This is a genomic window from Vibrio gazogenes (genome assembly GCF_002196515.1).
Classification (GTDB): Bacteria; Pseudomonadota; Gammaproteobacteria; order Enterobacterales; family Vibrionaceae; genus Vibrio; species Vibrio gazogenes_A.
The window spans coordinates 488,905-501,099 of record NZ_CP018836.1 but is presented as its reverse complement, the minus strand read 5'-3'; the positions used below and the strand labels follow the sequence as shown (position 1 = coordinate 501,099).

General features: G+C 45.4%; 11 protein-coding genes. 9 read left to right on the top strand and 2 right to left on the bottom strand.

Features of this window, described 5'->3' with window-relative positions; translation table 11 throughout:
• Positions 1 to 627: 627 nt before the first annotated feature.
• Entirely contained in the window at positions 628 to 1,512 is an 885-nt protein-coding gene (locus BSQ33_RS17905; RefSeq protein ID WP_088134823.1) for a hypothetical protein, read from the top strand.
• Positions 1,513 to 1,612: 100 nt separating this feature from the next.
• Here the strand turns inward: BSQ33_RS17905 and BSQ33_RS17900 are convergent, their stop codons facing one another.
• The gene (locus BSQ33_RS17900; protein WP_021019907.1) at positions 1,613 to 2,455 is read right to left on the bottom strand and encodes an alpha/beta fold hydrolase; all 843 of its coding nucleotides are present in this window, start codon (positions 2,453 to 2,455) and stop codon (positions 1,613 to 1,615) included.
• A gap of 114 nt (positions 2,456 to 2,569) precedes the next feature.
• Here BSQ33_RS17900 and BSQ33_RS17895 point away from each other — a divergent pair, with 114 nt between their 5' ends.
• Positions 2,570 to 2,782 carry a hypothetical protein gene (locus tag BSQ33_RS17895; protein WP_021019906.1) on the top strand — a complete coding sequence of 71 codons (213 nt, stop codon included), beginning with the start codon at positions 2,570 to 2,572 and terminating at the stop codon, positions 2,780 to 2,782.
• Positions 2,783 to 2,887: 105 nt separating this feature from the next.
• Here BSQ33_RS17895 and BSQ33_RS17890 read toward each other — a convergent pair whose 3' ends face one another.
• On the bottom strand, positions 2,888 to 3,103 hold the full coding sequence (locus tag BSQ33_RS17890) for a hypothetical protein (protein ID WP_088134822.1): 216 nt from the start codon (positions 3,101 to 3,103) through the stop codon (positions 2,888 to 2,890).
• Between the two features lie 643 nt (positions 3,104 to 3,746).
• On the opposite strand from BSQ33_RS17890, the gene BSQ33_RS17885 reads away from it, so the two are divergent.
• From BSQ33_RS17885 to cas1e, 7 genes are all read left to right on the top strand, one after another.
• Positions 3,747 to 6,467, top strand: coding sequence for a CRISPR-associated helicase/endonuclease Cas3 (locus BSQ33_RS17885; RefSeq protein ID WP_088134821.1), 2,721 nt, complete (start codon positions 3,747 to 3,749; stop codon positions 6,465 to 6,467).
• Complete coding sequence (casA, locus tag BSQ33_RS17880) at positions 6,467 to 8,065, top strand: type I-E CRISPR-associated protein Cse1/CasA (RefSeq protein ID WP_088134820.1); 1,599 nt, start codon at positions 6,467 to 6,469, stop codon at positions 8,063 to 8,065. Before BSQ33_RS17885 ends, casA begins: the two co-directional genes overlap by 1 nt.
• On the top strand, positions 8,065 to 8,655 hold the full coding sequence (gene casB / locus BSQ33_RS17875) for a type I-E CRISPR-associated protein Cse2/CasB (RefSeq protein WP_021019903.1): 591 nt from the start codon (positions 8,065 to 8,067) through the stop codon (positions 8,653 to 8,655). The genes casA and casB overlap by 1 nt, the downstream gene beginning before the upstream one ends.
• Positions 8,656 to 8,746: 91 nt before the next feature.
• Positions 8,747 to 9,781, top strand: coding sequence for a type I-E CRISPR-associated protein Cas7/Cse4/CasC (gene cas7e, locus BSQ33_RS17870; RefSeq protein WP_021019902.1), 1,035 nt, complete (start codon positions 8,747 to 8,749; stop codon positions 9,779 to 9,781).
• 9 nt (positions 9,782 to 9,790) lie between these two features.
• Positions 9,791 to 10,579, top strand: coding sequence for a type I-E CRISPR-associated protein Cas5/CasD (cas5e, locus tag BSQ33_RS17865; protein WP_088134819.1), 789 nt, complete (start codon positions 9,791 to 9,793; stop codon positions 10,577 to 10,579).
• Between the two features lie 3 nt (positions 10,580 to 10,582).
• Positions 10,583 to 11,275 carry a type I-E CRISPR-associated protein Cas6/Cse3/CasE gene (cas6e, locus tag BSQ33_RS17860; RefSeq protein WP_021019900.1) on the top strand — a complete coding sequence of 231 codons (693 nt, stop codon included), beginning with the start codon at positions 10,583 to 10,585 and terminating at the stop codon, positions 11,273 to 11,275.
• Positions 11,275 to 12,195: a type I-E CRISPR-associated endonuclease Cas1e gene (cas1e, locus tag BSQ33_RS17855; RefSeq protein ID WP_088134818.1), complete on the top strand. Its 921-nt coding sequence runs from the start codon at positions 11,275 to 11,277 to the stop codon at positions 12,193 to 12,195. The genes cas6e and cas1e overlap by 1 nt, the downstream gene beginning before the upstream one ends.

The following is a 12,195-nucleotide window of genomic DNA, read 5'->3' as shown; positions in this document are numbered from 1 at the left end:
AAAGGTTATCGAGTCTCATAAATTTTACCTTCTCAGCCTTAGTTCCGAAATATGACGCACAATTGAGTTTCTCGATTTCAGAGGCTTCTGAGCTCTGTGCGTCAGTTTATCTTTCAGAGATGAAAGACGAACCAGAAAATCTTTTTTGTTTGACGGCGTCGCACGTTGTCCAGAACCGCCTTTTACGGTCGTCCTGCCCGGAAAAGCCTAAGCATTCTTCCATGAATGGTTTTCTTGGTTGGGTGGTTGATTTGGATTGGGTGAAACATAGCAAAAGCTAATTTGATCGATGTACTCAGGGTAAAATGTAAGTCGTTTAAACCTTCTTTTTTGCCCTTAAAAAATAATCAATAAAAATAGCAATATACAGAGAAGCATTTTTAACAAGGTAAAAAGGTTTTTGCCGCTAACCACTGCATAGGTAGTTTAGTAATCCCAGAGTTCTGTCAATCAATAATCAATGCTGAATGAAAACATATATTGAGAATATGAAGGGAATAAATCATCAATATCTGTTCTGTTCAAAAATGAGTCACCAACAAGATTGACATATCTGATAAAATTAATAATCTTTGTGCCTATATAATTAGTGAAATATTGATTTTTTAACAGTTGGATTAAGTATATATGGCTGAATATGGAAATAAGAAAATTTTAGTAGTATCGGAGCAAGAGACTGCTCATTTAGATGAAGTGATGAAAAGTTTAAATTCTAATGTTTCGGCTGCAATGTCCTATGTAAGACGAGTCCAAAAGTTAACATTCAGTCAACTAGATAAACGGTTTTCTGGTATACAAGGGAGTACTTTAAAACGTTATATGCATCAAAGCTACTCATCGATGCGTCCTATTCATGTTGTTGCAGCATATTCATGGATAACTATGGTTCCTATGACTGCATTTTTTCATGGATTTAAGCAAAATAAACTTTACCGAGGCATGGGAGATAGTGTTGTTGAAGCTCTTGTTCGTGTCGGACGTGTACCAACAGAAGTCATAGAACTTTTTTTATCGATGATTTTCTGTATGCTCAATGAAGAATCAAAACAAATTTTTCTGACATTCAGACAACAGATAGAAGCAGAGTATGGATGTATGATAGATCATAGTCATTTGTTGCCACCGGATGTACTGGACATTAATGCCTTTGCAATTGACTATTATCATTCAATTGCTCTTACAGTAAAAAAATTCAGACACGAAAATAATCTCTCTATTGACACTATATCGAGAGTGCTTGGTTTATCAGAATATCAGTATAACATTTTGGAAAATCCGAATAGAACAATACACTTTCCTGTATCTATCGGTTTCAGAGTTATGCAGGGTTTTCATCTCGATGCTCATGTTAATTTCATCAGTGAAATGAAGCAGTTCCCCGAGTTTCATAAACTTAGACAGGTTCAACATGTACGAGATTCTTTAATGATAGAGGCACTTAGATTACTTGGAGAAAATGAAAGAAAATCAATGATTAAAGTTCTGATGAGTTTATCAGAACTTTATAGATAAAACGTGATGCCTATCATGTCATTGTAAAAGGTCAACTTAAAACGGACATAGATTTAAGTTGACCAAGTTGAATATAAATTTAAAAATAAGACTCAATCATTCATACAAATTCTTGTAATTTTTTACTTAAATTCATATAGGTATCAGCCTGTACAATTAAAATATTACATAGTTTATCTGGATGCTCTAAATGAACAAAGTGGTCAGCATTATTAATTATAATAAAGTTACAATTTGTTAGTTGTTGTGAAAAGTTAAATACGCTTTCTTTAGTAATATATGGGTCGTATTCTCCCACACAAATAGTGCAAGGCGTTTTTATTTTTTCTATGTTATCAGGGTGATGTACTAATAGCCTGACTGTATTCTCAAAGAATATATTCATTCGATCCGGTGACATTTTAGATATGTTTCTTTCGACCACTTTTCGGATTGCTTTATTTTGGGGGATATCAGGATTATCGACTGTCATGGTATTAGTAAATAATTTGGCGAATTCTTTGCTATCGCCCATTGATGCAGCAATCATTTTTTTGGTCGCATATCTGCCTGATTCTGGGATGCTTGGCAGTCCGCCACATATCGATAGACTAAAGATATCGGGGCAGAGATCACAAAGTTCAACCGATATTGCTGTTGCATATGATAAGGCAATTATATGGATTTTTTTCATACCCATATAATGAATAAATTCTAAAAGCATCATGGCCTGCTCTCGAATACTAATGCTGGCGTCAAGCGGTTTAGTACATCCAGTTCCGGGAACTTCTATAGTGAAGCAATCCAGATGCTCAGAAAATTTACGAGAGAATGAATCAACAGATTCGATCTCCTGTAAAGCACCAAGCAGAAAAATGACCACATGTTCTGATTCAGATTGACGATTCTTATACAAAGAATATCTGAATAAGTTGTTATTAAGAATAATTTGATTGATTTCCATTGTGTTCTCCTTTTAAAAATGGAGAGCAAAATATAAATCATTCATGTAGATAAAAATAAAAGTAAGCGATTACATCATGTTATCACTTACTTTATAAACGGTGTTGGTAGGCATATGAAACAAGATAAATCATCTCACACTCTGGTTGATGCTGATCAATCTGTCAGGGACTTTATTGCATCCCTTTATGAAACTTTCAGCGCTCAGTTGAAACAGCAAGATGACCCACGGGTTAAAATTGAATATTTTGGGGCTGTCATAGAGGTTCGGCTCTTATCTTTTGATGGGGTTTATGAATCCGACGCGAAAGAAGTGGCTTGTCGTTAGCTGGTCGTTTTAATCGATGGTTTTAGTTCCTTTTGAATTGTTCAAAAGGAACTGGGCAAATTTGCAGAATATGGTTGAAATCGGCAAAATTAATCGCGCATCAAATCACTGCACCACTGTTTTTATTCTCCTAGTCTCCAGCCCCGAACTTTGACGCACAATCGATTTCTCCGATTTCAGCGGCATTGGTGCTCTGTGCGTCAGTGACTCTTGCCAAGATGCAAGCGTAACCAGAAAATCTTTTTTGTTTGGCTTGGTCACGCGTTGTCCAGAACTGCCTTTACAGGCGTCCTGCCCGGAAAAGCCTAACCATTCTTCCATGAATGGTTTTCTTTGTTCAGAATTTTATTTGAATTCAGAGAAACATATACAAAGCCAATAGGATCGATGTACTCAGGGTAAAAATTCATGGATGAATTAATTGCACACTAAACCTACGATAGCTTCATAACCGACCATATTGATAACCTTTAAAACCACCTCCAAATGTTGGTAGATTGTGAATGTCGAAATTTGTATTTATAAATCAAATGACTACAATTAGTGTTCCCCGTATGCACGGGGATGAACCGCTGAATTGGACAATGCTGGGGTGGATTATGTCGTGTTCCCCGTATGCACGGGGATGAACCGCATAACAGTAAGACGATCCTTGCTCGCTTGTTGTGTTCCCCGTATGCACGGGGATGAACCGAGCTCGCTAACCGTTGCCTCGGCGCTTTCTTGGTGTTCCCCGTATGCACGGGGATGAGCCATAAATATCGTCGTTCCAGTCCTCATTTAGTTCGCATTCCCCGTACATTCGGGGATAAATTGAGTGCTGACAAACATGATTATTGACTGTGTTGTTATTAATTGTGTAAATAAGCTTGAACTTCTTCTTAGTCTGTTATTTTTCCCGTATTTAAAACAAGAGGTGTGTTATTTTTGATAACATTCAATTGATTACTGGAATCAACCTCTCATGGAAGAACCTGCCTACTTCTTGTACTGGGGCAAGGCGAGTCAAGCACTGACATATCATGGGGATGACTACCATCTTTTGCCTTATCATTGTCTTGATGTAGCTGCTGTCGGGCAACAACTATTACATCCTGAAAAACCACTCACCGGTGAGTTGGCTGCATTTCTGGGCATTTCACCAAGTCAGCTCAATCGTTGGTTTACTTTTGTGCTGACGTTACATGATTTAGGCAAGTTTGCCTCCGCTTTTCAGGCGCTACATCGGCCACCTGATGGTTCATGGTTACCACATTGCCGTCGCACATACGATGGCCGCGAATATCGACATGACCGATTAGGGTTATTTTTTTGGGAAGTATTGAAAGATTCTGTCTATGCAGAGCTTCCCACTTTCGTATCATATTCTGAAAACGAACAAGATCGCATCGATCAAACCTTAATGATTATGCTCAATTGTGTCTTCGGTCATCATGGTCAGCCGGTTGAAAATGCCGCGATGGTAACTATGAGAAAGTTCACCGAACCGCATAATCTCGATGCCGCCGGGCAGTTTGTTCATGATGTTTATCATTTAATCCGGCCGGATATACCGTTAGAAAAGCTCACTGACAAAGCATGGACTAGCCGTCTGGCACAGGTGAGTTGGCAACTGGCCGGTATTGCTGTGTTGGCTGACTGGGTTGGTTCAAATCAGGCGTTTTTTCACTATCGAAGTCAACCCGAAGCACTTTGCGATTATTGGCATAAGGTGCAAGATGTGGCTGTCAGAGCAATCCAAGCGTTCGGTTTAGCGCAATCGAGTCGTCCGGCACCGTTTCAGTCTGTAGAGGCTCATTTTCATTTTCAACCGACACCATTGCAACGATGGGCCGAAGAGGTTCCGCTCGATGATGCACCGCAGTTATTTGTGTTAGAAGATGTGACCGGTTCGGGGAAAACAGAAGCGGCTTTAACACTGACACACCGCCTGATGGCAGCAAATGTCGCAGACGGTTTTTATTTCGGTCTGCCGACGATGGCTACTTCAAATGCGATGTTTGACCGAGTTGCAGACCACTACCAGCAGATGTTCGTCGCTGAGCAAGACAATATACCCAGTATCGTTCTGGCTCATGCTGCCCGGGAAATGAATGAACGGTTTCAACAAGCGACAATGGAATCCGGGCCGAGGGATATGAATTATGCGCAGACGGATCGCAGTGCAACAGCACAATGTAATCAGTGGTTAGCCGATTCGCGTAAAAAAGCATTATTAGCGCCCGTCGGGGTGGGAACCATCGATCAAGCATTATTAGCGGTGTTACCACGTCGCCACCAGTCGTTACGTTTATTAGGGTTACATCGAAAGGTACTGATTTTTGATGAAATACATACGGCAGATGACTACATGTTTGAGTTGCTTGAAGCCTTACTCAGGCTCCATTTACATCAAGGCGGGTCAGCGATTTTACTCACAGCAACACTCTCGCTGAAACAGCGTCAGCGTTTGGCTGATATTTGGCTAAATACTGAGTCAGAGTCACGTTTACTTCTCACACAAACCCATTTCCCGTTGGCCACCCAACTGAGCTATGGCAGCGTGACACCGATCCGGGAGCAGGCTTTAGCCAGTCGTGCGGATGTCAGCCGAGCGGTTCAGGTTGATTTTATTCATCATGAGCAAGCATGTGTGGACCGCATTGTCGCGGCTGTGGCACAGGGGCAATGTGTCGTCTGGGTGAGAAATTCGGTGGATGACGCATTGGCGGCCTATCGGTTACTCAGTGCTCAACTGGCAAAACCAGAAGACTGTTTGTTATTCCATAGCCGTTTTATTCTCGATGATCGGCGGCGGATAGAGACACAAGTTTTACAGTGGTTTGGTAAGAAAAGCACCGGGTCAGATCGGCAAGGTAAGGTCTTAATTGCGACTCAAGTCTTTCAGGAAAGTTTAGACGCCGATGCCGATGTAATGATTTCTGATTTATGTCCGATTGATGATCTGATTCAACGTGCCGGTCGGTTACACCGCCACACCCGGGATGCAACCGGATGCCATATGCCCAAGGTGAGTGATCAACGCCCGGCACCGGTTTTATATGTTCATGCACCGATGTGGGAAGAGGAACCGGCTAAGGATTGGCTGAGTCAAAACTTTCGCAATACAGAATTTGTTTACCGTTCACCGGGACGTTTGTGGCTTGCTCAACGCATTTTACGCCAGCTTGAAGCGATTCGAATGCCGGAACAGGCGCGGCAATTGATTGAAGCGGTTTATGGTGATACCGCAACAGACAGCATTCCCATCAGCTTACAAAGTCAAGAAGAGGCTCTGATGGGGGATGAGTGTGCCAAAGCAAATCAAGCTTGGTCTCAGTTGGTTGACTTCCGATATGGTTACCATACGAATAGCTCAAAATACTGGACAGAAGATCATCAGGAAATTGGTACCCGTTACAGTGATATTGAAACGGTGAGTGTGCTTTTACTCAAACGAACCGAAAATGATCAGTTGGTTCCTTGGGTTGATGATATGCAATTTGCTGTGGCTTTGAGTACGGTCAAAGTCGGGAAGAAAAAATTTGCTGACCATTTAGCGCTGCTTAGTGAAGAACAGATTCAATCCGTACACCGGGCGTACCCGGCAGCCAAATATTTGCAACTCTGGATGCCTGAGGCGGACTCACGATTTGCTTATGATGAAACAGCAGGTTTTTGTATGCAGCAAAAACAGGAGGTGTGATGAACTTGTTACAACAACCTTGGTTGCCATTTCGCATGCGTGATGGCACCGAGAAAGTATTAGCCCTGACCAGTATTGGTGATCCGGACGTTGTGGACTTTGCCCTCCCGCGCGCTGATTTTCAGGGCGCGGCTTACCAATTTACGATTGGGGTGCTCCAAACGGCTTTTGCCCCCCAAGATGCGGCCGAGTGGCGTGAGCACTTTCGGCAGTCACCGTCCGTTGCTCAGTTACAGGCGGTGTTTGAACCGATGGCTCATGCTTTTGATTTGCTTGGCGATGGGCCATTATTTATGCAAGACCTTGACCCGTTGGATGACCAGAAGACAACGCCCGTTTCCGCGTTGTTGATTGAAGCGCCGGGGGCGAATGGCATCCGGCATAACACCGACCATTTTATTAAACGTGGAATTGGTGACGTGATGTCGTTGGAAATGGCCGCTCTGGCCCTCTTTACCATGCAGATTAATGCGCCTGCCGGTGGCGTCGGGCATCGTGTCGGTCTTCGTGGTGGTGGGCCGCTGACGACGTTAGTTTTACCCGCAAACAGTGACTATTCGTTATGGCAGAAGTTATGGCTGAATGTGATCAATCGGGAGGCGTGGCACTACGATGATCCTGATTTTCATGATGGTCGTCTTTTCCCTTGGCTTGCTCCCACACGGGAAAGCCAGAAAAAGAATAGCGAAATCTATCAGAAAGATGTGCATCCCTTGCATATGTTTTGGGCTATGCCGCGTCGCATCCGCTTACAGGTCGATCAGGCGACGAGCCAATGCCAGATTAGTGGCAAAGAAACCACATTCTCAGTCAGCCAGTACCGGACTAAAAATTACGGCGGTAACTACAGCGGCAACTGGGAACATCCGCTCACACCTTATAAATGGGATCCGAAAAAACCGGACGAAGAACACCTGTCTATAAAAGGGCAGCCCGGCGGGATTAACTATAAAATTTGGGATGTGCTGACGTTCGATAGCCCGAATCTGGGCGTCAGATGTGCATCGGTTGTGAAGCATTATCAGTCCATCGCACGAAAAGCGAAACTGAACGAGCTGCCCCGTTTGTGGGTGTTCGGTTATGACATGGATAACATGAAAGCCCGGGGCTGGTATTCAGTGGCTCTACCTTTATTCGAGGTGGAACACACCATACAAGACGAGATTGTCAGTGAGGTGCAACGCTTACAAAAGCTTGCCAACGAAGCGTTATGGCATACCCGGACTCAAATCAAACAGGCGTGGTTCGAGCGGCCCGGAGATATCAAAGGGGATACCTCTTTTATTGATCTGGCCTTTTGGCAACGGAGCGAAACGAGCTTTTTCATTGCAGTTGAACAGATGGTTGCTCAGGCTCAACAAGGTGATCAACTTGCCCCCGAGCAAGCACAGCGGTGGCTTGAACAGCTTCGGCGCCTTTGTCTGGCGCTGTTTGATGAATATGCCTTGTCGGCTGAACTTGTCAACCAGCGCGATATGGCAAAACGAATTAAAGCACGCCGGGCATTACAAGGCTGGCTCTATAGCAGCAAAGATAAAAATCCAGTCCGGCAGTTTATCAATGATTATCGAATGACAACAATACAGGATGCGGTGTAATGGAACAGAGTAAGCCTACATCTTTCTCCATCCGTCATCATAATGCAGTCAGGAATACCTTACTGCGCTGGTGGCAAAGCATGGTGTTATCGAAAGATGAACTGAAAAAAACAGATATTTATCCGGCCCCTAGTGGCGTGAAAGCTCGTTTGAAACGGTGTGATTCGGTTGATAGTGTCATGATGACGGAAGGATTCCGGTTGTTATGGATGGCGCTCCCCGAAGCGTTCACCGGGCAAGCCAAGCCACAAGATATCGAATGCTGGGCTACCATTGCAGCGGCATTAGTTTACATTCCGGCTGAATCTGAAACCTCATTTGCCCGAGCAGCGGGGAAAAAAGGGGACAATGATAAATCAGCGGTCAGTGAAATGCGTTTTGCACAACTGCAAGCGGCCAAAACGCCAGATGAGTTTCTGCGTCGGTTACGTCGCATCCTGCAACAGGTCAAAGGTAAAGTTTCGCCATTAGCGCTGGCTCAAGACATCGAACAATGGTCTCAGGAACATGACAGTATGCGTCTTCACAAAGCGGATAAACGTATTGCTGTGCAATGGGCCATGGACTACTACCGAGCTGCCGGACACTAAAAACACATGTGAACCGACATGCAATATCACTTTTTAATGCTTCGCACGACACCGTGCCGCGAACCGATTGATGAATGAAGGATACCTAACAATGAGTCAGTTTATTCAGCTTCACCTACTTACATCTTATGCCCCCTCCAACTTGAACCGTGACGACTTAGGCCGACCTAAAACAGCCGTCATGGGCGGGACGGAGCGTCTTCGGGTGAGTTCTCAAAGTTTAAAACGCCATTGGCGAACCTCTGACCTATTTGAAGCCGCGATGGCCGGACATTTAGGCGTTCGAACCAAACGATTTGGTATGAGCTTATTTGAGGCACTCACACAAGCAGGCGTCAAAGAAAAATCGGCACAAAAATGGGCGGCAGAAATGGCCGGTCAATATGGCAAATTAAAAAAAGACTCGCTTGAAATTGAACAGTTAGCCCATATCAGCCCGGCAGAACAAGATGCTGCACTTTCGCTGGTTGCGATACTGGCGGCAGAAGATCGTGGCCCCAGTGCTGAGGAACTTAAGGCGCTCAAGAACAAACAGACGAGCGTGGATATTGCACTATTTGGTCGGATGCTCGCGTCTTCTCCTGAATTTAACGTCGAAGCTGCTTGTCAGGTCGCCCATGCGATTAGTGTCCATTCGGTGACAGTCGAAGATGACTATTTTACAGCGGTTGATGATCTAAACGATGGTAAAACTGATGCCGGTTCAGCACATATCGGCGAGGCCGGTTTTGCTGCTGCGCTGTTCTATAGCTATATCTGCATTAATAAAACACAACTGATCGACAGCTTACAGGGCGATGAATCGCTGGCGAATCAGGCCATTCAGGCGCTGACTGAAGCTGTTGTCAAGGTATCACCCAGCGGGAAACAGAACAGTTTCGGCTCACGCGCTTATGCGAGTTTTGTGTTGGCAGAGAAAGGTACTCAGCAACCGCGTTCGCTTTCTGTTGCTTTCCTGAAGCCGGTTGTGGATATTGATATGGGGGAAGCCGCCGTTAAAGCGCTGGAAAAACAAGCGGAGAATTTCGACGCCATTTACGGTGACTGTGCCGACAGCCGTTATCGGATCAATGCATTTACCGGAGAAGGTTCTCTGACACAATTGCAGCAATTTGTCGCTGAATAAGGAGGGGGAATGAGATCTTATCTCGTATTTCGTCTTTATGGCCCAATGGCGAGCTGGGGGTTACCAGCCGTCGGCGGGGATCGACAAACAGCCGTTGCCCCGTCCCGTTCTGCGATTTTAGGTTTGTTGGGGGCAGCATTAGGGATTCGGCGGGATAATGAAACACAACTACAAGCGTTACAGCAGAGTGTTGAAATTGCCGTGAAGCAACTCGTTCCGGGCACGCTGATCCGTGATTACCACACCACCCAAGTGCCGTCGGCGGATCGGAAATTTACGCACCGGACACGCAAGAGCGAACTGTCTGAATCGCACCTCAATACGGTACTTTCCAGCCGGGATTATCGATGTGATGGGATGTGGACGGTTGCGGTGACTCTGACACCTGAGCCGGCTTATACATTAGCTGAGCTTCATTCTGCCCTGAAAACACCGGTGTTTTCGCTCTATTTAGGCCGTAAGTCTTGCCCGCCTGCTGCGCCGTTATCACCACAAATTGTGGCTGACGGTTCCCTTCGTGCTGCTTTAGACACTGAATTTCACATGCTCACTTGGAGTCAAAAGGCTGATGACTTTTTGCTACGCCACAATGGATGGGTGACCTACTTTTGGGAAAAAGATCCTCAAGCGATTGAACCGGAAGATTCAGAGACGGTTGTCACGACTTTCCCTTGGGATGAACCTGAAAATAGGGGCCGTTGGCAGTTTCAGTCACGCACGATGTATCAACTCTCGGTCGCGCAATCTCGTGCGAGTAAAGACAGCGGATCATCGGCTCCGGCAAATGAAAGGGTATAAAACATGCAATTGTATTTATCAAAAGTTACGCTCATCCCCTCTGCTAATTTAGCCAAGGTTCTGCTTGAGCTTGACCAAAATGACGCATACGCCTCTCATCAACTGTTGTGGCGTGAGCTTTTTTATCGGGATGAGAAACGTCAGTTTATTTATCGCCAAGACGTCGATGCGCATCAATTACCGCTCTTTTATACGCTTTCGAAAACCCAGCCAGACCCATATAGCCGCCATTGTCGGGTCGAGAGTAAAGTTTTTGCACCACAGCTTCATGCCGGGCAGAAACTTGCTTATCAATTACGGGTCAATCCAACGGTTTGTATCACCAAAGATGGCCGCCAGCAGCGTCATGATGTGGTGATGCATACCAAACACCAGCTTCGGGATGAACAACTACAACCACATGTGTTGCAACAACATATGGATGACGCCGTGCACCAGTGGTTCGGTCATGATGCTCGCTTGAGCCAATGGGGAATCCAACTGGATACCCAGCCTGATATCCAGAGCTATACCCAACACGGTAGTTATAAGAAAAATCGTCGGGAAAAGCATAGACATCATGTTCGGTTTTCGAGTGTTGATGTACAGGGGGTTTTGACGGTCACCGATCCTGAACGCTTCTTAAGTCAATATGCTGAGGGTTTTGGCAGAGCCAAAGCGATGGGATGTGGCCTGATGTTGATCAGGAGGATCTAATGTCATTCATTCCCCTAAAACCGATCCCGATGAAAGAACGTAATTCGATGATTTTTGTCGCGATGGGGCGAATCGATGTGCGTGACGGGGCGTTTGTCGTCATTGATGAAGTTAATGGCGAACGGATGCATATTCCGGTCGGGTCATTGGCTTGTATTCTGCTCGAACCCGGTACGCGGATTAGCCATGCTGCGGTGAAACTGGCCTCAACCACGGGCACATTACTGATTTGGGTCGGTGAAGCGGGTGTGCGTCTTTATTCTGTGGGTCAGCCGGGTGGGGCACGATCCGATCGTCTGCTATATCAGGCCAAGTTAGCACTGGATGAAACGTTACGCTTAAAAGTCGTGCGCAAGATGTTCGAGCTTCGCTTTAAAGAATCTGCGCCAGAGCGCCGGAGTGTCGATCAGTTGCGGGGGATTGAAGGGGCACGGGTACGTAAAACCTACGAGATACTTGCCAAACAGTACGGGGTTGACTGGCAGGGGCGCCGGTACGACCCCAAAGACTGGCAAAAAGGGGATATCACCAATCAATGTATTAGTGCGGCAACGGCTTGTTTGTATGGGGTGACTGAAGCTGCGATTCTGGCGGCCGGGTATGCTCCGGCGATAGGTTTCTTACATACCGGCAAACCGTTATCGTTTGTGTATGATATTGCTGACATTATCAAATTTGATACTGTGGTTCCTGTTGCGTTCAGGGTTGCATCGTATCGGCCGCTTGAACCCGATAGAAAAGTACGCCAGGAATGTCGGGAAGCCTTTCGAAAAAATCAGACTCTTAAAAAATTGATTCCTCTGATTGAAGAGGTATTAGCTGCCGGAGAAATCGAGCCACCGCTGCCGCCGGAAGATGCACAACCCCCCGCGATTCCTGAACCTGAATCTTACGGTGATGCCGGACACAGGAGTAAATAA

Coding starts and splice junctions, on each gene's coding strand:
- BSQ33_RS17905 (WP_088134823.1), top strand. CDS start 628: ATGGCTGAATATGGAAATAAGAAAATTTTAGTAGTATCGGAGCAAGAG.
- BSQ33_RS17900 (WP_021019907.1), bottom strand. CDS start 2,455: ATGGAAATCAATCAAATTATTCTTAATAACAACTTATTCAGATATTCT.
- BSQ33_RS17895 (WP_021019906.1), top strand. CDS start 2,570: ATGAAACAAGATAAATCATCTCACACTCTGGTTGATGCTGATCAATCT.
- BSQ33_RS17890 (WP_088134822.1), bottom strand. CDS start 3,103: ATGGAAGAATGGTTAGGCTTTTCCGGGCAGGACGCCTGTAAAGGCAGT.
- BSQ33_RS17885 (WP_088134821.1), top strand. CDS start 3,747: ATGGAAGAACCTGCCTACTTCTTGTACTGGGGCAAGGCGAGTCAAGCA.
- casA (WP_088134820.1), top strand. CDS start 6,467: ATGAACTTGTTACAACAACCTTGGTTGCCATTTCGCATGCGTGATGGC.
- casB (WP_021019903.1), top strand. CDS start 8,065: ATGGAACAGAGTAAGCCTACATCTTTCTCCATCCGTCATCATAATGCA.
- cas7e (WP_021019902.1), top strand. CDS start 8,747: ATGAGTCAGTTTATTCAGCTTCACCTACTTACATCTTATGCCCCCTCC.
- cas5e (WP_088134819.1), top strand. CDS start 9,791: ATGAGATCTTATCTCGTATTTCGTCTTTATGGCCCAATGGCGAGCTGG.
- cas6e (WP_021019900.1), top strand. CDS start 10,583: ATGCAATTGTATTTATCAAAAGTTACGCTCATCCCCTCTGCTAATTTA.
- cas1e (WP_088134818.1), top strand. CDS start 11,275: ATGTCATTCATTCCCCTAAAACCGATCCCGATGAAAGAACGTAATTCG.